22 protein-coding genes and 1 tRNA gene are annotated in these 22,705 nt (G+C 46.4%); 11 read left to right on the top strand and 12 right to left on the bottom strand.

The features are described 5' to 3' along the window. Window positions 1-26: 26 nt before the first annotated feature. Window positions 27-107, bottom strand: a tRNA-Leu gene (locus tag F8C67_RS04735). Window positions 108-379: 272 nt separating this feature from the next. Between F8C67_RS04735 and F8C67_RS04730 the strand changes: the two genes are divergently transcribed. The 3 genes from F8C67_RS04730 to pth are packed head-to-tail and all read left to right on the top strand — an operon-like array spanning window position 380 to window position 2,558. Further along, complete coding sequence (locus F8C67_RS04730) at window positions 380-1,312, top strand: ribose-phosphate pyrophosphokinase (RefSeq protein ID WP_151666660.1); 933 nt, start codon at window positions 380-382, stop codon at window positions 1,310-1,312. A gap of 26 nt (window positions 1,313-1,338) precedes the next feature. Next, the gene (locus tag F8C67_RS04725; protein WP_151666659.1) at window positions 1,339-1,974 is read left to right on the top strand and encodes a 50S ribosomal protein L25/general stress protein Ctc; all 636 of its coding nucleotides are present in this window, start codon (window positions 1,339-1,341) and stop codon (window positions 1,972-1,974) included. A gap of 23 nt (window positions 1,975-1,997) precedes the next feature. Beyond that, the gene (gene pth, locus F8C67_RS04720) at window positions 1,998-2,558 is read left to right on the top strand and encodes an aminoacyl-tRNA hydrolase (RefSeq protein WP_151666658.1); all 561 of its coding nucleotides are present in this window, start codon (window positions 1,998-2,000) and stop codon (window positions 2,556-2,558) included. Between the two features lies 1 nt (window position 2,559). On the opposite strand, the gene radA is transcribed toward pth, so the two are convergent. Genes radA through panC form a run of 4 tightly spaced genes read right to left on the bottom strand, consistent with a single transcriptional unit; the run spans window position 2,560 to window position 6,131 of the window. Then, complete coding sequence (gene radA / locus F8C67_RS04715) at window positions 2,560-3,915, bottom strand: DNA repair protein RadA (protein WP_151666657.1); 1,356 nt, start codon at window positions 3,913-3,915, stop codon at window positions 2,560-2,562. 17 nt (window positions 3,916-3,932) lie between these two features. Further along, window positions 3,933-4,925, bottom strand: a complete 993-nt coding sequence (locus F8C67_RS04710) for a lysylphosphatidylglycerol synthase transmembrane domain-containing protein (protein WP_170266368.1) — start codon at window positions 4,923-4,925, stop codon at window positions 3,933-3,935. A gap of 8 nt (window positions 4,926-4,933) precedes the next feature. Further along, window positions 4,934-5,284 (bottom strand): aspartate 1-decarboxylase, encoded by a 351-nt coding sequence (gene panD, locus F8C67_RS04705; RefSeq protein ID WP_151666655.1) that lies wholly within the window; start codon window positions 5,282-5,284, stop codon window positions 4,934-4,936. A 13-nt stretch (window positions 5,285-5,297) separates the two neighbouring features. Further along, window positions 5,298-6,131 carry a pantoate--beta-alanine ligase gene (gene panC / locus F8C67_RS04700; RefSeq protein WP_151666654.1) on the bottom strand — a complete coding sequence of 278 codons (834 nt, stop codon included), beginning with the start codon at window positions 6,129-6,131 and terminating at the stop codon, window positions 5,298-5,300. A gap of 106 nt (window positions 6,132-6,237) precedes the next feature. Between panC and F8C67_RS04695 the strand changes: the two genes are divergently transcribed. The 4 genes from F8C67_RS04695 to F8C67_RS04680 all read left to right on the top strand — a co-directional run bounded on the left by F8C67_RS04695 (window position 6,238) and on the right by F8C67_RS04680 (window position 11,307). Then, window positions 6,238-7,050, top strand: coding sequence for a glycogen/starch synthase (locus F8C67_RS04695; protein ID WP_151666653.1), 813 nt, complete (start codon window positions 6,238-6,240; stop codon window positions 7,048-7,050). A 12-nt stretch (window positions 7,051-7,062) separates the two neighbouring features. Continuing rightward, entirely contained in the window at window positions 7,063-8,379 is a 1,317-nt protein-coding gene (locus tag F8C67_RS04690; RefSeq protein ID WP_151666652.1) for a DUF4270 family protein, read from the top strand. Window positions 8,380-8,389: 10 nt separating this feature from the next. Beyond that, window positions 8,390-10,234, top strand: a complete 1,845-nt coding sequence (gene glmS, locus F8C67_RS04685) for a glutamine--fructose-6-phosphate transaminase (isomerizing) (protein ID WP_151666651.1) — start codon at window positions 8,390-8,392, stop codon at window positions 10,232-10,234. Between the two features lie 77 nt (window positions 10,235-10,311). Further along, window positions 10,312-11,307, top strand: a complete 996-nt coding sequence (locus F8C67_RS04680) for a hypothetical protein (protein ID WP_151666650.1) — start codon at window positions 10,312-10,314, stop codon at window positions 11,305-11,307. Here F8C67_RS04680 and F8C67_RS04675 read toward each other — a convergent pair. The 3 genes from F8C67_RS04675 to F8C67_RS04665 form a co-directional block, all read right to left on the bottom strand. After that, a complete protein-coding gene (locus tag F8C67_RS04675) occupies window positions 11,304-11,801 on the bottom strand; it encodes a hypothetical protein (RefSeq protein ID WP_151666649.1) in 498 nt (165 codons plus the stop codon). The genes F8C67_RS04680 and F8C67_RS04675 overlap by 4 nt on opposite strands. 65 nt (window positions 11,802-11,866) lie before the next feature. Beyond that, window positions 11,867-12,856, bottom strand: coding sequence for an OmpA family protein (locus tag F8C67_RS04670; RefSeq protein WP_223277513.1), 990 nt, complete (start codon window positions 12,854-12,856; stop codon window positions 11,867-11,869). Between the two features lie 163 nt (window positions 12,857-13,019). After that, window positions 13,020-13,925 carry a coiled-coil domain-containing protein gene (locus tag F8C67_RS04665; protein WP_151666648.1) on the bottom strand — a complete coding sequence of 302 codons (906 nt, stop codon included), beginning with the start codon at window positions 13,923-13,925 and terminating at the stop codon, window positions 13,020-13,022. 219 nt (window positions 13,926-14,144) lie between these two features. Between F8C67_RS04665 and F8C67_RS04660 the strand changes: the two genes are divergently transcribed. Continuing rightward, entirely contained in the window at window positions 14,145-14,675 is a 531-nt protein-coding gene (locus F8C67_RS04660) for a ComF family protein (RefSeq protein ID WP_170266367.1), read from the top strand. 62 nt (window positions 14,676-14,737) lie between these two features. Beyond that, on the top strand, window positions 14,738-16,324 hold the full coding sequence (locus F8C67_RS04655) for an Ig-like domain-containing domain (protein ID WP_151666646.1): 1,587 nt from the start codon (window positions 14,738-14,740) through the stop codon (window positions 16,322-16,324). Here the strand turns inward: F8C67_RS04655 and F8C67_RS04650 are convergent. Continuing rightward, the gene (locus tag F8C67_RS04650; protein WP_151666645.1) at window positions 16,314-17,090 is read right to left on the bottom strand and encodes an amidohydrolase; all 777 of its coding nucleotides are present in this window, start codon (window positions 17,088-17,090) and stop codon (window positions 16,314-16,316) included. The genes F8C67_RS04655 and F8C67_RS04650 overlap by 11 nt on opposite strands. A 59-nt stretch (window positions 17,091-17,149) precedes the next feature. Between F8C67_RS04650 and F8C67_RS04645 the strand changes: the two genes are divergently transcribed. Then, window positions 17,150-18,214 (top strand): tetratricopeptide repeat protein, encoded by a 1,065-nt coding sequence (locus F8C67_RS04645; protein ID WP_151666644.1) that lies wholly within the window; start codon window positions 17,150-17,152, stop codon window positions 18,212-18,214. Window positions 18,215-18,392: 178 nt separating this feature from the next. On the opposite strand, the gene F8C67_RS04640 is transcribed toward F8C67_RS04645, so the two are convergent. Further along, the gene (locus F8C67_RS04640; protein ID WP_170266366.1) at window positions 18,393-19,073 is read right to left on the bottom strand and encodes an SCO family protein; all 681 of its coding nucleotides are present in this window, start codon (window positions 19,071-19,073) and stop codon (window positions 18,393-18,395) included. A gap of 68 nt (window positions 19,074-19,141) precedes the next feature. Here F8C67_RS04640 and F8C67_RS04635 point away from each other — a divergent pair, with 68 nt between their 5' ends. Then, the gene (locus tag F8C67_RS04635) at window positions 19,142-21,013 is read left to right on the top strand and encodes an ABC-F family ATP-binding cassette domain-containing protein (RefSeq protein ID WP_151666642.1); all 1,872 of its coding nucleotides are present in this window, start codon (window positions 19,142-19,144) and stop codon (window positions 21,011-21,013) included. Window positions 21,014-21,062: 49 nt separating this feature from the next. On the opposite strand, the gene F8C67_RS04630 is transcribed toward F8C67_RS04635, so the two are convergent. Both F8C67_RS04630 and F8C67_RS04625 read right to left on the bottom strand, forming a co-directional pair. Beyond that, the gene (locus tag F8C67_RS04630; protein WP_151666641.1) at window positions 21,063-21,854 is read right to left on the bottom strand and encodes a hypothetical protein; all 792 of its coding nucleotides are present in this window, start codon (window positions 21,852-21,854) and stop codon (window positions 21,063-21,065) included. A gap of 7 nt (window positions 21,855-21,861) precedes the next feature. Next, entirely contained in the window at window positions 21,862-22,449 is a 588-nt protein-coding gene (locus F8C67_RS04625) for a hypothetical protein (protein WP_170266365.1), read from the bottom strand. Window positions 22,450-22,705: the final 256 nt, after the last annotated feature.

Below are 22,705 nucleotides of genomic sequence, written 5' to 3'. Positions count from 1 at the left end.
TCCTCGAAAATGAGAAGGCTTTGCAGTGCCCAGGGCGGGAATCGAACCCGCACACCAGTGGTACACGAGTTTGAGTCGTGCGCGTCTACCAGTTCCGCCACCTGGGCTTCTTATATTTGCATCGAAATCGACAGGAACTCCGGTCTCAATTTCGATCCCCAATTGGTCTGATGCTGGTGTGTATCCGTTTCAAATACGGACCATCATCTCAACTGAGGCGGCGAAATTACAACAAAGACAATGCGCGAACCAAGCAGTTGATGAAAAATTTTATTGTTTCATTGTTCAACACCCTGTCATTCTACTAAAGTTTATTACATTTGCAGCCCTTTTGACCAAGTGCCGAAGCACTACAGTTTCAAAGGATTAAAGTACAAGCATGGTACCTACGGCTAAGATTTTTGCAGGACGAAGCACACAAGCGTTGGCAGAACGTATCGCAGACGCGTACGGACAGCCTATCGGAAAAGTGGCTATTACTGAATTCAGCGATGGTGAATTTCAGCCTTCGTTTGAAGAAACGGTAAGAGGCGGACGAGTATTCATCGTTCAGTCTACCAACCCACCTGCAGATAACATGCTCGAGCTTTTGCAACTGTGCGACGCTGCAAAGCGCGCCTCTGCAAAGCACATTACGGCGGTGATACCTTACTTCGGTTTGGCTCGCCAAGATCGTAAAGACAAGCCGCGTGTTCCGATTGGCGCAAAGTTGATGGCAAATCTTCTTCAAGCTGCGGGCGCGACGCGTATCATGACTATGGACTTGCACGCCGATCAAATCCAGGGCTTCTTCGAAGTTCCGGTAGATCACTTGTTCTCTAGCAGCCTTTTCCTTCCGGATATCGAGGCCTTGAACCTAGACAACTTGACGATCGCATCGCCTGACATGGGTGGTTCGAAACGTGCGAATGCTTACGGAAACCAACTTGGAGCTGAAGTGGTAATCTGCTACAAGCAGCGCAAGAAGGCGAATGTAATTGACAAGATGACGGTTATCGGTGACGTTCAAGGTCGCAACGTTGTTTTGCTAGATGATATGGTAGATACAGCAGGTACTTTAACTAAGGCTGCTGATATGTTGATGGACAAAGGAGCGAAGAGCGTTCGTGCATACTGTACGCACGGTGTTCTCTCTGGAAACGCCATCGAAAGAGTAGAAAATTCTGCATTGGATGAGTTGGTGATCACCGATACTCTTCCACAACAGAAGAAGAGCGATAAAATCCGCGTGATCAGCGTGGCACCACTTTTCGCAGCAGTGATGAAGAAGGTGCACCACCACGAATCGATCAGTGGACACTTTGTAATGTAATCAGGGAATCTTAATAGATAGTAGTAATGGACTCAGTCGCTATCAAAGGTACGGTTCGCACCGATCTAGGAACAAAATTCGCAAAGAACCTTCGTCGTGAAGGCCAAGTTCCTTGCGTAGTTTACGGTGGAGAACAAACCATCCACTTCTCAGCTCCAACGTTGAGCTTCCGCGACCTCGTGTACACATCTTCAGTACACATCGCAGAAATCGAATTGGACGGCAAGAAGGTTGAAGCTGTAATGCAAGACATTCAGTTCGATCCAATCACAGACGCAATCACTCACATCGATTTCATCGAGTTGGTTGACGGCAAACCAGTAACTGTTAGCACTCCAGTTCGCCTTAACGGTAACGCTCGTGGTGTGCGTAACGGTGGTAAGCTCAAGCACTTCATGCGTTACCTACGCGTAAAGGCTTTGCCACAAGATATTCCAGCAAGCATCGAGCTAGACATAACCGACCTTCGTATCGGACAGTCTATCCGCGTGTCTGCCGTAGCATCTGACAGCAAGTACAGCATCCTGAACGCTGAGAACGCCGTAATCGTAACCATCAAAACTGCTCGTAACGCGGTTGAAGATGAAGAAGAAGAAGGTGAAGAAGGCGCTGAAGGCGAGGCTGCTCCAGAAGCAGCTGCTGAAGAGGCTTCTGCAGAATAAATCAACCCTAAAGGAGATCAGCTTTGAAGAAGTTCTTGATCTTCGGTTTGGGTAATCCGGGTGCCGAATACCATCGCACCCGCCACAACATAGGTTTCGAGGTGTTGGATGCAATCGCGTCCGACACCTCTTCTTTTTCCTCCGAACGCTATGCCGACGTAGCTCGTGTTCGTGTGAAAGGCAGAGAGCTCATTCTCGTAAAGCCCAACACGTACATGAACCTAAGCGGTAAAGCCGTGCGCTACTGGATGGAACAGGAAAAAGTTCCCCTCGAGAACATCCTCGTCGTAGTAGATGAACTCGCCCTACCCCTCGGTGCGATTCGAATCAAAATGAAAGGATCCGACGGAGGTCACAATGGCCTCAAGAGCATCCAACAGTTGCTCGGAAGAGCCGACTATCCCCGCCTGCGATTCGGCATCAGCAATAACTTTTCTAAAGGTCAGCAAGTAGATTTCGTGCTTGGTAAATGGACCGATGAGGAGTGGAAAGTCCTCGTTCCAAGAATTGAAAAGGCTGCCGAAGCCATCAAGAGCTTCGCACTAGCGGGACCACAGATTACGATGAATCAGTACAACGGCTGAATCACCCAAACAGCCCCCGCACCAAGTCCTCAACCTTAGCCACCTTCATCACATCAATACCATGTGGCGTCTTTTCTAGCTTCACAGCTTTGGAAACAAAGGCCTGATCGAATCCTAGCTTCGCAGCTTCATTCACACGGTGGTCGATTCTATTTGCCGGACGAATTTCTCCTGCCAATCCAACCTCGCCTGCAAAACAAACGCCCTGTCCAATCGGCATGTCTTGATCACTTGACAGAATTGCAGCAACCACAGCCAAGTCAATCGCTGGGTCATCCACCTTTATTCCGCCGGTGACGTTTAAGAATACATCTTTTGCCCCAAGACGAAAGCCACATCGCTTTTCTAAAACAGCAAGCAGCATATTCAATCGTCGGACATCAAATCCAGTGGAAGATCGTTGCGGAGTGCCATATACTGCCGTGCTTACTAGGGCCTGGATTTCAACGAGCATCGGACGAACACCTTCTACCATAACGGCAATAGCGGTCCCCGAAAGTTGTTCGGCATTGCCTGAAAGAAGCACCTCTGATGGGTTCGGAACTTCTCGAAGCCCCTCGCCTCTCATCTCATAAATCCCCAGCTCAGACGTAGACCCGAAACGGTTCTTTTGTCCGCGAAGTAGACGATATATATGGTGACGGTCACCTTCAAACTGCAGGACAACATCGACCATGTGTTCCAGAACTTTTGGTCCAGCCAAAGAACCTTCCTTTGTAATATGACCGATTAGAATCACAGGAATTCCTGTGGTTTTCGCAAACTGAAGAAACTCTGCTGCGCATTCTCGGATTTGCGACACACTACCAGGAGAAGCTTCAAGATGCTCCGTGCTTAGCGTTTGAATTGAGTCGACAACCACCAATCCAGGGTTGAGCGTCTCCGCATGCTGGAAGATGTTTTGTGTTCTGGTTTCCGTAAGAACTAGGCAATCTTCATTCTCAATTCCAATCCGCTCGGCGCGCATGCGAACCTGGTGATCGGATTCCTCACCGGAAACATAAAGCACAGAAGTCTTTAGCCTGAGTGCAACTTGAAGCATCAATGTAGATTTCCCGATTCCTGGCTCGCCACCAAGAAGAATCAGGGAACCGGGAACGATTCCGCCACCTAGTACTCTATCGAGCTCCGCATCACACGTACTCGTCCTTTTGGTGGTATCGTACTCGATGGATCGAATGGGCGTTGGACTCTTTCTTTCGGGTTGAGCAGAACGAGTGACCGAGCGTTTGTCCGGTTTATTGAGGACTTCCTCGACGAGAGTGTTCCATTCGTGACAGCGAGAACACTGCCCCATCCATTGACTATGTTGGGCGCCACAGTTCTGACAGAACCAGGCTTTTTTGACTTTGGCCATGCCGATGTAAATGTGAATCAGGTCGTTTTCTTACGACGACGCTCAAGGTACAAAATGAACATGGCCATTGCGCCAGTTCCAAACAACATTAGTGTTTGTCCGCTGTGTACAATCGTTGCAAAAGCAAGTCCGACGTCCTTAGTTAGACCAAGAACCACAAGCGCCATGCTTACCAGATAATGATATGCGCCTATGCCGCCAGGAACAGGAATAACGATTCCCAAACTTGCGGCAACCATTACGAAGAACCCATCGGCGATAGTTAGATGTGCCGTTTCTTCTATAGCGAAGAAGCAGACATAAACCATAAAGAAATAGTTCACCCAAATAAAAACGCTGTGTGCCCAAAAGGCGCCTTGACGTTTCATTTTGGTAACAGAACGGAATCCTTCTTTGAGGCCGGTCCAGAAATCGCGAATCTTGGCAAAAATTGGAAGCGCTTGAATGCGTCTTCTAAAGACAAAATACACGGCTACAAAACCGACAAGCGTACCTATTGTGATGTAAAGCAACATCGACGACCCGCCTTCTCCATTTGAATTAGAGGAGGTCAGGTTAAACAGCTCCTCGATATAACCGAAGTTGAGGATAAGAGAAACAATAAATACGAGGATCAAGAAGACGAAGTCGATTGTACGTTCTAGAAGAACGGTCCCGAACAGCTTATTTACGGGTATATCTTCCACTTGATTTAACGAGGTACAGCGGGCAACTTCACCAGCTCGAGGAATGGCGAGATTCACGAAATAAAGGACTGAAACCGCATGAATACTATTCCAGGTTTTAGGGTGATACCCTAGAGGTTCTAAGAGTAACTTCCATCGGATACCGCGACTGATGATAGCGGCGTACCCCATAATCATGGAGGCGAGAACCCAGCCATAATGGGCATGTGAAAGATCTTCCCACAGCTGAACCGGATCTGTTTCCCTAAATGCGAGGTAAAGCAATCCAACAGCTAGGCCGATGAATATGGTGTACTTAAGGATATTTTTGAGGAGATCGTTCAAGCTAGATATTAAGAGAGGGAGTTATTCTCTTCGTTCGGAAAGATAATGGAAGGTTTGAAAATATCCGCCTCCTCAGGCGTCATCATTCCGTAAGCGATGATAATAATGATATCACCCGCTTGAACTCGTCGAGCCGCTGGCCCATTGAGCGTGATTTCACCTGAGCCTCTTTGCCCTTTGATAACATAGGTATCTAGACGCTCGCCGTTGTTCACGTTCACGATCGATACCTTTTCACCTTCACGAATGTTCGATGCATCCATGAGATCTTCGTCTACCGTAATACTTCCTACATAGTTGAGGTCGGCGCCGGTAACTTTTACGCGGTGAATTTTGCTCTTGACAACTTCAATAAACATGGCGCAAAAATAGTCAATTCAAAGACAAATTGTCTATTAATCGAACGCTTCCTGCGAAGGCTGCAACAAATACTCTTGGTGCATTGGATTCGTTCCAATCGTGCACTATTTCAAGGGAATTTGAATCAGCTATTCGGACGTATTCAACTTCTAGACCGGCAGCGTTGATCTCTTTTATCACCCTTTCCGTCAATTCTGCCGGAGTATGATTGTGTTTGTTCTCGCTAGCCCACGTCATCATTCTATGAATAACAGGTGCGGCATCGCGATAGTTTTGTTTCAGAAGGAGATTTCGGCTAGACATGGCGAGACCGTCCGGCTCTCTGATTGTAGGGGCGGCGATAATCTCAATATGATGGTTCTTAAGGCTGGCCATTCTTCGTATCACGGCAACTTGCTGGAAGTCCTTCTCACCGAAAATCGCGCAATCGGGTTTTACAGACTTAAACAATTCGTCGACGATAGTGGCGACACCTTGAAAGTGACCTGGGCGGAATTCACCTTCCATCACTTCTTCGAGTCGGCCCAACTCAAAATGTTCCGATTTAGTTCCATTTGGATACATTTCGGCTTCTGTGGGAAACCAAACTGCATGGCAACCGGCGGACTCCAATTTTCGACGATCCCCTTCTTCATCTCGAGGATAATTCTTGAGGTCGTCAGAATTGTTGAATTGCGTTGGATTCACGAACACGCTAGCCACCACGTAATCCGCATTGCGCTTGGCTTCGCGGACAAGTTGAAGGTGCCCTTGATGAAGCGCCCCCATGGTTGGCACGAACCCTACCTTTCCACGAATGGAAGACAGATGGTTTTGCAGTGCTTCTTTCTCTCTAAAAATTTGCATCAAAATGGTGCTAAAGTGCGGCAAAGCTAAGGTTTAGCTTGATAAATCTCCTTAAAAATCGTACCTTTGCGGGCTACTAGTTTTTTAGTGAAAAGGCCTTTTGCAGATGGAATCAAAGCGTATACTCTACATTTCTCAGGAAATTCGTCCATATCTCCCTGAAACCCCAATTTCAAAAAACAGCTTGGAATTGCCCAAGAAAATGAATGAGGCGGGACACGAAGTTCGCGTGTTTATGCCGCGTTTTGGGGTGATCAACGAGCGTAGACACCAGCTTCACGAAGTGATTCGTTTGAGCGGGATGAATATCGTAATCAACGATATGGACCAACCTCTCATCATCAAGGTGGCCTCAGTGCCTCAGGCACGCATGCAAGTTTACTTCATCGACAACGAAGAGTACTTCAAGCGCAAGTCTACTTTGGTAGATGACAAGAAAAAGATGCACAAAGACAACGACGAACGTTCCCTGTTCTTCGCCAAAAGTGTAATCGAAACCGTTCGTAAACTCGGATGGAAGCCAGACATCATTCACGTTCACGGTTGGATGTGCTCTGCCGTTCCAATGTATTTGAAGGAATTCAACTCCGACGATCCACACTTTTCTGAAGCCAAGATCGTTTACTCGCTGTATAACAAAACATTTGACGGTCAACTTGGACCAAACCTCAGCGCAGGTATGAAGTTCGACGGCGTTAAGGAGACTGGTCACTTCGACGATCCGACTTTCGAAAACCTTCACAAAGGAGCAATGGAGTACTGCGATGCAGTAGTTAAAGCTCACGCTGAAGTTCCAGAAGAACTCATTTCTTTTGCTGAAGAAAAAGGTCTTCCGATATTCGAGTCGACAGCAGAAATTGACAAGGCGGCATTCAAAGAATTCTATGCGAATGTTGTCGCCGAAGATGTGACCGCCTAATTTGGCAACTTAATGAAACACACACTCTCTAAGATATCTACTAAGGCCATTGTTTCAATGGCTTTAGTTGTTTTTGTAGCATGCGATAGATCAGACGGCGACCTCGGTCTACCATACGTAGATGACGACCGCGTAAACTACGGCGTCCTCGAATCTACTCCTATCGTAATGTATTCAACATCTTACGATTCCGTAAGATCAAATAGCCCCGAAACCGGGGTAGGTATGTTCGGTGGTTATAACGACCCCGTATTCGGCAGAACCGATGCTGTTGTGGTTTCTCACCTCGTACCTTCTGGAGTTCCTTCTTTTGGAAGCAACCCCGTTTGCGACAGCGCCTTTCTCTTCATCCCTTATACCTTGCAAGAGTCTGCTTGGTACGGCGATACCACGGCGCAAATGCAGGTATTCGTGAATACACTCCGCGATTTTATGGATCCGGATAGCAACTATTACAGCAACCGTGTATTTGCCACAGACCAGGAGATTGGAAACTTATTGATGGATGTTCGTCCGCGTAAAAAAGTGCTCTACGAACACACCACGGTCGCACGTCCATTCATGAAAGTGCCTATCAACCAGAGCTTTGCAAACGATGTAATCTTCCCGCTTGAAGGCACTGGCGCATTCGAATCAGCCGAAAGCTTCATCAACCAATTCTATGGTATTAGCCTTTCTAGCGACGCAAATGCTGAGGCCATCATCGGCTTATTGATGCCTTCGACCGACACCAAGCTTCGCATGTATTTCCGAAACGACGATGGCGATACATCCTTCTACGATCTACGCATCACCTCTAGTGGCGAATTCGTCAACACCTTCCAGCGCGATTATTCAACCGCAATTTTCGACCTTGAAACTCAAGACTCCATCAATGGAGAAGATGCAGTATACATTCAAGGTTTGGGTGGTGTTTGTGCTGCTCTGGACATCCCAAACATTCGTGAGTATCAAGACTCCGGCTGGTTGATGAACAGAGCTGAAATTGAACTTCCAGTTCAAGAGGGGTCGGCTAACGGCTACAGGTTGCCAAACCGTCTTCAAATCGTGCGCGACGACACTGCAGGGCGTAGAATTATTCACGACTATTTCACCGAAGGACCGAGCGCCGTAGGTGGAGGCCTAACTACAGGCGAGCTTCGTGATCACACTTATCGCTTTGTGATCACCCGACAAATGCAACGATATCTAGAGAACAAGGATACAACCGTCCGTTTTCTAATCTTGCCAGAAATTGCCGTACCAGACCAAACTAGAGCGGTAATTAATGGTAACTTGAGCACGCTTGAGAGAGCGCAACTCAAATTGTACTATACACGAACGCAATAAACCCTAACCTATGTGTGGAATTGTAGGATATATCGGCCCTAAGGACGCTTATCCAATTCTCATAAAAGGGCTCCAACGTCTCGAGTATCGCGGATACGACAGCGCCGGAGTTGCCCTTCTAGACGATGGTAACCTCCATCTCTACAAGAAAAAAGGAAAAGTAAGCGACCTCGAAGGAGAAGCAGAGGGTAAAAACCAAAGCGGTCACCTCGGTATTGGACACACTCGTTGGGCCACCCACGGACCACCTAGTGATAACAATTCTCACCCTCACGTTTCTAACAACGGTGAAATCGCCCTTATCCACAACGGCATCATTGAGAACTATTCAGCTCTGAAAGAAGCCCTTATTGATCGTGGTTTTAAGTTTTACAGCGATACCGATACAGAGGTTCTAGTCAACCTCATCGAAGATGTAAAATCACAAGACAACGTAAGCCTTGAAGACGCTGTTCGCATCGCTTTGAATCAAGTGGTGGGCGCCTACGCGATTTGCGTTTTCGAACTCGACAATCCATCTGAAATTGTAACCGCTAAGATGGGTAGCCCACTGGTTATCGGCCTTGGGGATCAAGAATATTTTGTCGCTTCCGACGCAACCCCATTTCTTGAATACACCAAAAAGGTCGTTTACCTAGAGGATGGCGAAATGGCTACTGTCAATCTTGAAAAAGGATTGAAGGTTCGCACCATTATCGACAACAAGGATATCGCCCCATACATTCAACAACTTCAGCTCGACCTTGCCTCGATTGAAAAGGGCGGCTATGAGCATTTCATGTTGAAAGAGATCTACGAGCAACCAAAGGCAATCTTTGACACTTTCCGAGGAAGACTTCTTCCAGACCAGAACATGATTAAAATGGGCGGTTTGTTCGAGTACAAAGACCGCTTCTTGAATGCAGATCGCATCATCATCGTAGGCTGTGGTACTTCATGGCACGCAGGATTGGTGGGAGAGTACCTCTTCGAAGACCTCGCCCGCATACCAGTAGAAGTTGAATACGCTTCAGAATTCAGATATAGAAACCCGGTTATCACCGACAAAGATGTGGTTATCGCCATTTCTCAATCTGGTGAAACTGCCGACACGCTTGCCGCTATCAAACTAGCCAAGCAAGCTGGCGCATTGATTTTCGGTGTTTGCAACGTGGTGGGAAGCTCTATCGCTCGCGAAACACACGCAGGGGCCTACACCCACGCCGGTCCAGAAATTGGTGTTGCTTCAACCAAAGCATTTACCGCTCAGGTTACAGTACTAGCGCTTTTGAGTATTCAGTTGGCCAAGTTGAAAGGCACACTTAACGAAACGCGCTATCACCAACTCTTGGAAGAGCTTTACAGCATTCCTTCTAAGATTGAGTACATGCTAAAATCTGACAAGCAAGTACGCGCTATTTCAGAGAAGTATAAAGATGCGCAGAACTGCTTGTACCTCGGACGTGGATACAACTTCCCTGTGGCATTAGAAGGCGCCTTAAAGCTCAAGGAAATCAGCTATATCCATGCAGAAGGATATCCAGCTGCTGAAATGAAGCACGGCCCAATTGCACTCATCGATGAGAACATGCCTGTTTTCGTGATCGCACCGAAAAACGGACAGTACGACAAGATCGTTTCCAATATTCAAGAGGTTAAAGCCCGCAACGGTAAAATCATCGCCATCGTAAGCGAAGGTGATGAAGAGATTGCCAAGATGGCTGACTTTACTCTTGAAATTCCTGACAGTAGCGAAGCTTTCTCACCATTGCTCACTACTATTCCACTGCAACTTCTCTCCTACCACATTGCGGTAATGAGAGGATGTAACGTTGACCAACCTCGCAACCTAGCGAAATCGGTAACTGTGGAATAAGGAATAGAATCAGACTCACGAACCCCGTCAGAAATGGCGGGGTTTTTTTGTTTCTTTGAGAGGCAAAACTCTCACTCATGACCAAATGGACGCTCCCCATTCTACTGGGAATAACACTCTCGTTTAGTTCCACTGCACAATCCTTTTTTGGATACTCTGTATCGACAGATGGTTTTTCTAATCTTGAAGATTACCGCTTACCCAATTCAATTGTATACCCCATCAATTTTGTGAATTTTCATGTTCAAGGTAGGTTGACAGAAAAGCTGGATTACAAGGTTACTTTTGGAGATGGCGAACCGGGATACTTCATTCCCTATGTTCAAGTGAGCTTCCCCTACTTCTTCAATGACCTTAGAAGCGAGTCGGGTTTTGGTCGCGGTTTCTACTTTGAACCCATCATCAGTTATGGGAAAAACCAATACCATGGGGTAGGTGCTGGACTTGGACTTGGCTATCAGTACAATTTCGGAATCTTCACAGCCTTTGCGAATGCAAAAACAGTTTTCGAATCAAGCGGGGTATTCCAACGTTACGGAACACGATACGACTCCTACATCTATGAATTCAACCTCGGACTAGGAATTCATCTACCTAGATCAAAAAAACGGATTCACACTCCAGAAGTTGAAGCTGGCCGTAAAACGAGAATCTGGGTAACCGCGAGTATAGGTAATGATGATCAATACAACGCCTATTCTGGAAGGGTAGAAGCATCCTTTAAACATTACGAATGGTTCTCACTGGGCTTCGAATATTTCCGAACGAAGACAGGATCTGTATTCACGGATCTGAACACGGGGATAACCACTTTCTCAAACACCCCAGTGAACGGATATATGTTAAGATTTGACGCCAGACCAGTACAAGCTTGGCACCCACTTTCTTCTTGGGACCCATTCATAGGTTTCGGTCTAGGGCTATACACCTTCCCAGAGAAAGGTTATTCACGTTATGCCCCTAGCCTACAGGGAGGAATCAGATACTGGGTAAGCGACAATTTCGGTATTCATGTTGAAGCAGGAGTCCTCATGAAACTTGGCTTTCACACAGGCTTGGCCTATAGATTCTAACAACCGCAGTAAAGCTCAAGAACAATCCGGCCGTACTGATCTTTCTGGATGGAATAATAACAACCAGCTTCACCATCTGGCGGACCAAAATTATCCCCTCGCCAAGAGTATGTGCCATGCTCTTCGCCAACGTACAGCTTATTCCAGGCTTCCACCCAGGCCTTCAGTTCATCGATATCTGTTTCAGATGGGAGATAAACCCAGGTGTTGGAACCAGACTCTTCAACGCATCCCTGGTCTTCCTTCACATAAATGCCACCGGCGTAAGACTTCCCGATAATACATGGCGATTCTCCTCGATCCACGGTATACTCTCTGCGCTGAAGTACTTTCAATCCACCATGTCCTTCCAGCGTACTATCCAAATAGGCAAAAAGTCCTCCGCTTTGATAAGGGCTTTCGAACCAATCTTCATTGATCTCACCAAGCACGAACTGAGCTGATGCAAATGTTGAAAGAATAAGGACAAAGAGTGTGGTAAAAAGTGTGCGCATACCCCAAAAATAAAAAGTCCCGCTGACAAAATGCCAACGGGACCTCAGACAAAGTAAATCAGGAATTATCGCATCGAACCAATGAGGTCAACTAGCTCACCCAAATCTGGGGTTAGAATGACCTCAATTCGGCGGTTCTTCGCCTTGCCTTCGGCGCTATCATTGTCTGCCACTGGCAGGTGTTCTCCTCTACCTGCAGCTGTAATTCTTTGTGGATCAATACCCTGGTTCTGTTGAAGAATCTTTACAACACTTGTAGCGCGCATAACGGATAGATCCCAGTTGTCGCGTACTTGACCACTTCCGCGGTAAGCGTCGTCATCGGTATGACCTTCAACCATAATCTTGATATCTGGATTCTCTGCTAATACCTTAGCGAGTTCCGTAAGCGCGTTTTTACCCTCTTGTTCGACGGTCCAAGAACCAGAAGCAAAGAGGAGACGGTTCTCAAGTGAAACGTAGACCTGACCGTTCTTCATTTCTACCGTAAGGCCCTTTCCTTCAAAACCAAGAAGCGCGTCAGACACCTTCTGTTGAACGTACTGAACGATGCTATCTTGACGTGCAATCACGCTCTCCAATTCGTTCACACGTTTCTCTCTGGATTGAAGTTGAACGCTTAGTGCAGCGAGACGATCCTGCTCAATGCGCAAGCTGTCTTCCTTGCCTTCCAAACGTTGCTGAAGGTCCTCCATACGATCGAGCAACTCTCGGTTTTCACGAGCGTTTTCGGCCAACATTGTATTGTTGTTTTCTAGAAGGAACTGGTAGTTCTTATTGAGGTCATCGTAGTTGCCACGTAGCCTACGAACCGTTCTATTCTGAGCAATTGTATCTGAAACGAGTTGATCTCGATCTTCAATACAGCGCTCCAGCATGGCTTTAGCTTCTGTGAGGCTTGCATCGCACTCTTCATTCTCTGCGAGAAGGTTATCGTGTTCAGCTGCAAGTTCGTCGTACTTGCTTTGAAGTTCTTGGTGAACCTTTGACGATACACATCCGGTAAGTGTAAGCGCAATGGCTGCACCGGATATCCAAATTTTAGCTTTCATCATTATCAGGTGTTTAATACCCAATAACGAAGGTACATAGCGCCCTATTTGATTCTGGAACGCGTTCAAGAAGTACTCAACTATGGATTGTTAATTACCTGGTGCTTTAAAACAAAAAACTCCGACACATCTCTGCATCGGAGTTTCTATTCTGAATCTTATTCGATTAGTCGAGCACAAAGCGAGCCTCTTGCGTGAGGGCTCCATCAATGTAAATCTCAACCATGTATGTGCCTTCGGCAAAGTCTTCGAAGTCGAAAGTCAAGCACACGTTGGTGTTCTCATTCTCGTACCAAACGGTCTTCTTTGCGGTAAAGAATAAGTTGTTGCCGTTTACACTAAACTGGTTGCTGCCTTGTCCGGTTGAATCTTGAGCAGCCGTTAGCACTTTCTTCTCTGGAGTGATGACACGCATGATTACCTCACGCTCGCCTTTCTCTGCGATGGCATTGGCACCAATAGTGATGCACCCTTTTACTCTTTCGGCACGACGAGCACGATCGGTTTCATCCTCTTCGCCCCCGCTAGACACCTTGTACGCACCGGCATTGATGGCTGTAAGTTGCAGGCGCGATCCAGCAACCACATCGTCGCTCAATTCTTGATTGCTCTGACGAAGGTCATCGTTATCCTCAATTTGCTGAGCGAGGTTCACCTTCGTTTCAGCATTCTCAATTGAAAGCGCTTCATAGGCCTTCTCGATAGAGTCAACCTTACCTTCAAGTTCAGCCACTTGGCGGCGCAAGCTATAGGTATTGTTCTTCCAGCGAGCCAATTGCGCATCGGTCGCATTCTTTGCATCCTGAACACTGTCGAGAAGTGCCTCGAGGTATGCTTCACGGTTTACGATATAGGCATCCATACTGTCGTTAGACGATTCTAACATAGAAATCGACTCAAGTGATGACTTGAGATCGGCTTCAATGGATGCGAGCTCCGTACTTTGGTCCTCGATAGTGGCTTCCTTGTCAAACAAGAGATATCCCATTCCGGCGATTACCAATAGTAGGATGATTACAAGGGCAACGAGCCCCTTGTTGCTTTTCTTCTTTTCGGTTGCTTGCTCACTCATAGTAATGAAGTGTTTAATTCAGGTCGGACCAAAGTAACTGTTTTTTACGCAACTAAGTATATATCAAACTATCAGAATGTGCTGACAAACACCATAAATTTATTGTTCCCCAAGCGTTGTAAACTCTGTAACGAGCCACTTTCTGACCCCAAGTCTGGCATATGCGTTGTTTGCATCGATTCCATCGCGGGTTGGCCCCCAGATTTCAACCCCGCAGCCTTGGCGGATGAGATCTTCGGAGGACGCATCGAAATCGAAGCAGTCTACTTATTAGCGTCATTTCATGCTGAAAGTCCGCTTCGAAGCGCTTTACATGAGATAAAATATGAGGGGAATGTAGAATTGGCAGGCAAACTAGGTCGACAATTAGCCATCCGCAATCAACTCAATCAAAAGGGTTTTACTTCGGTTACTCCTGTACCTCTTCATCCTGCGAAGTTCGATCTCCGTGGGTACAATCAGAGTGAAGCTATAGCGAAGGGTATTGCCACTGAGGCTGGAATTTCGGCTGAAGTTCTGCTCAAGCGAACGAAACACACACCAAGTCAGACCAAGCTAGACAGAACGCACAGGTGGTCGAATGTGGAGGATGCCTTCGAAATAATTGACACATCTCAAATACCCTCACACGTGCTCGTTGTAGATGACACCATAACCACCGGTGCAACCCTTGAGGCCTGCGCAATTCAATTAAAAAGAGTTGGGGTGAAACGAATCTCAATAGCTGCTCTTGGATACGCAACCGCATAATTCAACGTTGTGGTCTACGTTCGCGCGCAATTCCCGTAATTTGCCACCGAAATTGATGTGTCTTGAAACAACTCCTTCGAATTAATCTGTTCATAGCCTTCACCGCGCTAGTCTTGGTGGGGTGCGCTGTGCAAAGCTCTCCAGACGGAGGCGCCAAGGATGTTGAACCCCCCGCGGTTGTAGAAACCACGCCAGTTAACCGCTCAACTAATTTCAATGCCAAAAGAATTGAAATTGAGTTTGATGAATACGTCAAGATCGAAGGCTTTACCACACAGTTTATCTCCTCTCCTCCCTTGAAGCACAGGGTTGAGTATTCATTGAGAGGAAAGACACTTCGCCTGGATATCGAAGACACACTTCGCGAGAACACGACGTATACCTTCTCGTTCGGGAACGCCATCAAGGATATCACAGAGAACAATCCACAGACCGATTTTAAGTACGTCTTTTCTACTGGCGCTGTGCTCGATTCGCAAGTTGTCCATGGCTCTGTGCAAGATGCATTTACAAACAAAGCGCAAAGTGGAATCATGATTGCACTTTACGAAGTCGATTCAGAAGACTCTGTTTTCATGAAAGAAACGCCGCTCTATTACGGCTTGAGCGATGAGCAAGGTCATTACGACATCGAGAACGTTGCTCCTGGCAAGTACAAGATTTTCGCCATCCAGGATTTCGATTTCAATTACACTTGGTCGGGCGGCAGCGAACCCATGGCGTTCGTGGATGAAACTATCGACTCGGAACTGGATCCGGTTGTGGACTTCTCCCTCTTTCGGGCAGAGGCAGATTTTAAATTCTACAGAGGCAAATTTGCATCCTTTGGAAAAGTAGACGTGTACTATTCTGCCCCAGCTCAAGATGTCGAATACACTCGATTGGATACCATAGGCGAGACATTGAAGTTTGAATATCCAGAAGATGGAGACACCATAGTGCTATGGACAAATACTTGGAAGAACGGTGGAGAGGCACAATGGCAAATAGTTCATGAAGAATCTCAACTGGTAGATACCGTACGTGTGAAGTTCTACGAGAAAGATTCTGCGAAATTCAATCTCAAACTCGCCAGCAAAACACCCCTTTCTCCAGTAGATTCCATCATTATCGAATCGACTACCCCTATTTTGAGCCTCGACCCTTCGAAGATTTCGGTTTTCCGGAGCGATTCTATTCCGATTACACACCGCACTTACATTTCCGCGACGCGAAACATTCGCTTGCTGGTAGATGCCGACTATGGAGACAAAATCACCTGGTCAATCGATTCAGGAGCCATTGAAGATTTATTTGGTAGATGGAACGACAGCACGGGGTACAGTTTTAAGTTCAAAAACGACAACGAGCTATCGATTTTTCATTTGAAAGTGGAGTCCGATTCCATAACTACAAGAGTACTGGAGCTATTTGATGAAAAGGGAAAAGTAGTCTATCGATCGTCCTTTAGTGAGTCGTTGAACGTAGACTTGTTCGACATCCACCCACAGAAGTATAGCGCCAGGGTTATTTACGACAGAAACGGCAATGGTCGCTGGGACACTGGAGAATACTTCGAAGGCACACAACCTGAGAAGGTCATTTACCTCGGTAAGCAAATTGACTTACGTGCGAATTGGGAAATTGACGAAACCTGGATTATACCTTGATGTCAAATTGATCTCTATCGTTGAGAAAGCGAAATCGTTCGCGAGTTGACTGTAACTCTTCCTTGCTCAAGACCGCGGTAATCACTTCCTCTTGGTGCGGTGTAGCTTCTGCAATTGGTTCTCCTAAAGCATTCAGAATAACGCTATCGCCGGAGTGTGCAACTCCATTTCCGTCTTCGCCTACGCGATTCAAGCCGACCACACATGCCATATTTTCGATGGCTCGAGCTCTGAGTAAGGTCTTCCACGGATAGTTTCTTCGCTCTGGCCAGTTTGCCACATAAAAGATGAGATCGTAGTCGTTGTCATTTCTGCTCCACACGGGGAACCTCAAATCGTAACACACTTGTGGGCGAACCTTCCATCCCTTTAGCTCCCAGGTGGGTCTATCAGCACCCGCGGTGTAATGCTCATCTTCACCGGCATATGTAAAGCGATGGCGTTTATCATAAGACTTCACAATCCCATTGGGTTCTGCCCAAATCAATCTGTTGAAATAGTTGCCTTCTTCAAGAATAATGACGCTTCCCGCAATCACAGCACTCTTCGCGGCAGCTTGTGCCATCATCCACGAAACCGTCGGTCCCCCCATAGGCTCCGCCAACTCTTCTGGCTTCATGGAAAAGCCGGTCGAAAACATCTCTGGAAGAAAGATGATATCAACATCCTCGACAGAGGCAAGTAAACTATCAAAATGAGCTCGATTAGCCTTCGCATCTTCCCAATGCAAGGCTGTTTGTACCAATGAAACTTTCAAATCGTTCATACTTCTAAAGTACGAAGCTCAATTCGGCTCTCGAACCTGTATCAAACTATATTTGTGGAATGAATAGAACTCTCCTTCTCGTCCTAGTAACCTTCGGCACATTTGGTCATGCTCAGCAAATTGAGCGACTTTGGAGTGCAAAAGACTACGAAGGCGTTTACGCAAATGTTGACCGAGTGGATCGCATGCGTGGCTCGGACATGCTCCGAGTGGCACAGGCCGCGTTCAAGCTGAATCACGATTCCGAAGCTGTGTATATACTTGAGTTGGCGGAAAGAAAGGGCTATGCAGGAGATCAGCATTACTTCGTGAAGGGAGAAGTTCACTTTTCATTGCAGGAGTTTGATAAGGCAGCTGAAGCGTATCACGAGGCACTGCACCTAAATCACAACAGACTTCCTTACCTCATGGCCTTGGGTGACGCGTACTATCGAGGCAATCGATTGGATTCTGCTTTGGCAGTCTACCAGCGAGTTCACCAAATGTTTCCGGAAAAGGATGTAGCCACTTTTGCCATGTGCAAGATTCCGGCGGAACAAGGTTTTTTGGCAAAGTCCGCCCAATGCTGGCGCGACAATGTAACCGCCTTTGTGGATCGGCAATATGAAGTGCGTGCGAGAGAAGAATACAGCAACATTCTGTGGCACGGAATCAAAGACACTGCTGAGGCGGCTGTTCAAATCAATCGGCTCATTCGCATGGAGCCCGACGTGGTGAAATTTCGTCTATCAGCCATTCAAATTCACGCCGAGTTAGATGAATGGGAGGTAGTAGATGCACAAAGAGCGGAACTGACTCGGATTGAGGAAGAGGGCAAGCTTACCAATTTCTATCTGGGAAAGAATGCCTATCCAATTTTAGATATGGTTGGGGGATATTACCGACTACAATTCTTCGAAACAATTGAAGTTAGACCTGAGCATGCGGTATTCAAGGCTAAGTGGTCTTGTTTCCTTGCTACGCCGCAACACGGCGTACTGGCCGGCACGTGGAAGTATGTGGAAAACGACGACGAGTACTGGATTTATAGCACGGAAGAAGGCTATCCGCCTGTCCAACTCGAAGCGCCCCTTACACTGAGGGATTTCGTTTCCTATATGAGAAGTATAGAATCAAAAATGTAACAGCTACTTGGAGTTTTCAACAGAACCGATTATATTCGTTCTGGAAGAGCTTTTGTAGTTTTTTCATTTTTGTGTTTTAGTTTTTGTTGATTATTTTGAAGGTGGCCGCGTGATTCGTTTGCGCGGCTTTCTTTTTTCCCAATAATCAGCCCTAAAATGAAGAGTAGTGCTCTTGAATCTACTCGTCTTCATCCAGCAATAGCGGAATCTGATCAATCATTAGCTGCATATCCACGTCGCTGGTACCATCATAAAATCCACGAAGTCGTCCTTTTTCGTCAACCAAGATGATATTCTCCGTGTGTATGAAGCTGTGTTCGTCCCATCCTTCACCTTGCTCCATTACTGCGAAGTACGATGTTCTTGCTAGCCTATTTATTTCATACGGGTCACCGGTCAACAGCCACCACTGGTCGTAATTAACACCATTGGCCTCGGCATAAGCTTGTAGCACTTCAACCGTGTCATATTCCGGTTGAACTGAATGCGAAAGAATCTGAATTCTAGGCTCATCCTTATAGGCCTCCTGAACTTTGCGGAGGTTCTTAGTCATGTCGATACAAATGCTTGGGCACGTTGTAAAGAAGAAATCTACGACTAAGATCTTTCCTTGGACATCGGCAAGTGACCTTTCAACCCCATGGTGATCTACGAGATTGAAATCACTGATTTTGTGGTTGACACCCACACTTTCGAGGCTGTCGGCCACTAAGGCTTCATTCAACATCGCTGGGTTGATGATGGGTAGTGTTTCCTTTGGTTTTTGAATTTGATATGCGATGATGACACCGATAACGAAGATTCCCAAAAGGACGCCAATCTTCCAGAGTTCTGCCTTGCGAAGTTTCAATTTAGCCATGATGCAAATATCCGATATACACCAATAACAGCAGAACATAGGGCGCTGTTTTCCCATATCTTCGCAACATGAATATCCTATCGGTTGAACAGCTCAAAAAGAGCTTCGGTGAACGTGTATTGTTTGAGGGAATGACCTTTGGCTTGGCGGAGCGCGAGAAGGTAGCTCTAGTTGCAAGAAATGGCACAGGCAAAACTTCACTTCTCCGCATTTTGGCCGGTGAAGAAATGCCCGACGATGGCCGGGTTGTCACCCGTAAAGGGTTGCGCGTTGGATATCTCAAACAGGAGCCGCATTTTCCACCGGGAGTTGAGGTCATGGAATGGCTCCTCACCTTGGACCATCCCCTTCTAAAAGCTGTAATCCGGTATAAGGAGGCGATTGCGAATCCTGAAGATGGCGATGAAATGACCAACAGTCTGGCGGAGATGGACCGACTAAACGGTTGGGATACCGAATCGCGATTAACGGCCATCCTCGACAAACTTGACTTAAAGGACATTCATGCGCAGGTGGACACCCTAAGTGGAGGTCAGCGTAAGCGACTCGCCCTGGCCGGCCTCCTTTTAACCGAGCCTGACTTTCTCATTTTGGATGAGCCGACAAACCACTTGGATTTAGACATGATTGAGTGGCTAGAGGAATGGCTTAGGGAGGCATCGTTTGCCTTGTTGATGGTAACTCACGACAGGTACTTCTTAGAGGCCATATGCCAAACGATATATGAGCTAGATGAAGGCGAGTTGTACAAATACGATGGCAATTACTCCTACTATCTAGAAAAGAAGGAGGAGCGAATACAGACGCAGAGGTCGAATATTGAGAAGGCCAAGAACATCTATCGACGGGAGCTGGAGTGGATTAGGAGCACACCTCAAGCGCGAACGACTAAGAGCAAATCGCGTATAGATAGCTTTTCGGAAGTCAAGAAGCAGGCGCATCAACAAGTACAAAACAAGCAAGTTGAAATTGATGTGAAGATGGAGCGATTGGGGAGTAAGATTCTCGAGCTCCACAATGTGAAGAAATCGTACGACGATCTGCCCATATTGAACAAGTTCTCTTACACGTTCAAGCGTGGCGATCGCATTGGGATGGTTGGAAAGAACGGGGTTGGAAAGTCAACTTTCCTGCGCATGATTACGCAGGTGGAGGAAATCGACGCTGGAAAGATCATCACAGGAGAAACCGTTCGCTTTGGATTCTACCGTCAGGACGGCATGCAGATGTCGGAAGATAAGCGAGTGATTGAGGTCATCAAGGAGATTGCGGAAGTCATCCCGTTGGCAAAGGGCAAATCGATGACTGCGAGCCAGTTGCTAGAGCGTTTCCTCTTCGAGGGTGATCAACAATACACCTTTGTTAGTAAGCTCTCGGGTGGTGAAAAGCGACGCTTATACTTGCTCACCATTTTAATGTCGAATCCAAACTTCCTCATACTGGACGAGCCTACGAACGACCTCGACATCCTGACCCTGAATGTACTGGAAGACTTTCTGTTGGACTTCCAGGGGTGTTTGGTGATTGTGAGTCACGATAGGTACTTTTTAGACAAGCTCACCAATCACCTCTTTGTCTTTAAGGGCAATGGAGAGGTGAAGGACTTCAATGGGAATTACTTGGAGTATCGGATGGATCTAAAAATTGAGGAGGAAAAGAAGAAGGAGGCGCGCAAGCTATATGCCGAACCGACGGTAAAAGATGCTCGTCCGAAGCGAGAAAAAACGAAGCTCAGCTACAAGGAAGAACGAGAATTTGAAGCTTTAACAGAGGAGATAGAGCAGCTAGAAAACCGCAAAGCCGAGATAGCCGGCATCTTCGAATCGCCTGACGTGGATGCGTCGGAAATCGAGAAATTGTCTATTGAGATGAACCAAATCACGGAGCGATTGGATGAAGCGGAAATGCGTTGGTTGGAGTTGAGTGAGTATGTAGAATAAAAAAATCTCTTCCTGTTCCTCGAGGAACAGGAAGAGATTCAACGCTAGGCTATTCAATATTGTATTCGTGTGAATCGAAACTTACAATTGAAATAAGAAGTTTTTCACCTTGGACGTCCTTTGCAAAAGTGTTTCCGGAGATAAATTCAAAGAAAATCATTTGGCAATCTGGAGTGGATATTAGGTCATCTATTGAAAACGACCCATCGTCTTCGAGCACGATTACTCTCTTTTCAAAGGGTAAATCTCCAAATCTCTCCTCATCTTCTTGGCTGTAATCAAACAGTTCATAATGAAGAGCAACCTTTTCACTGGTGTTATTGGGATCTGGGGTCCACATCAAAGTATGTGAATCCATAGTGGATATCGTACTCTCTCCTGTAGAGCTTAATCGTGATACTATGGCTTGGTTTGGAAAGTATCTTGTTTCATCGAGGAGAACTCCTCCCGAATGAATCAATCGTATTTGGACTTGTTTTCCATAGTATTGGTTCAGATTAACTCCGCTGTACAGGAATCCTTTTCCGTCAAGTTCATTTGGAATAAATACATTCCCATTTAATTCAAGGGAAACACCTGACAACGGTAATTTACCGGATAGAATAAGATCACTACCACGATCTGTACTATGCACTCCAAATGACGAGTTATCGTAGATGCTCAATTCAAAATCAGGATTAACGATTGCATCATACATACGTTCGAGCTCAGGATTAACTTCCCCTTCAACATCGGTATTTTGAATGAGTGCCCAGCTCACCACACTTTCGTTTACATCTTCTATCTTCTGTTCGCATGATAGCAAAAGGAAGCCAGCAAGGACTAAGACTAAGTTTTTCATTTTTTTATTATTGGCAAGAACCTATAGTTCTGTCGGTTAATTCAAATTGAGTATTGTTCGAGCAGAGCAACTCTCCCGTCACGCTACTGTAGTGTTTACTTCTCATCCATCTGTAGCACTTTTTTTCAAGAGTGCCGTAGTCATTATTATAGCAAGAAGATGTCGTGCCAGTCTCGTTTGGAGTATGCGAAGGATAGGTATCACCGTACTCAATATAGTAGAGTTTGATGCGAAATCCCCCAGAAGAGGGAACGTCAAACCGTACAGCTCTGGGTGTGGTCAACTCTTGAGCTCCGGAAGATGATGTGGCCGCATTCATCTTAATTGAAGAAAAGACCGGGAAGTCTATTGGAAGAAAGGTCAAAGATTGGCTAAACTGTGGTGATGTATTGTCACCAGTAACCGTAGATTGTAGAGATCCAAGACCGGCATTCACCCCGTTGGAATAAGGTATTTCACATTGTAATTGAAGATTATCCATTAGCTCTAAACAGACAGCCTGAGGCGAGGCCGCCGATGGTGGATTCGGATCAATAGTACAAGAGGAGACTATAATCCCGATCATGCTTGCGCAGATTAATTGCTTATGTGTCATTTTTTGACGATTACTGGTTTATTGGCGTTAGTTGGTGTTCTTATCTTGGCGCTCCTAGAAGCGGTTAAGTCAAAAAAACCTCTTCCTGTCTCGAGACCACCTTGACATTGGAAGAGGTTTTGCCATCGCGCTAGTTGGGGCTATGCGCTCAGGCAGCTCGGATTACCGACCTAATGAATAATCCGAACTAAGAAGTACACATTGCTCGAAAAACTACTCTCAAAATCTACTCCAGTTGATAGTGGAGAGAGGGAGG

Source organism: Phaeocystidibacter luteus, assembly GCF_008933115.1.
GTDB lineage: Bacteria > Bacteroidota > Bacteroidia > Flavobacteriales > Schleiferiaceae > Phaeocystidibacter > Phaeocystidibacter luteus.
Note: the sequence above shows the minus strand (reverse complement) of the source record. Positions and strands in the feature narration are given on the sequence as shown.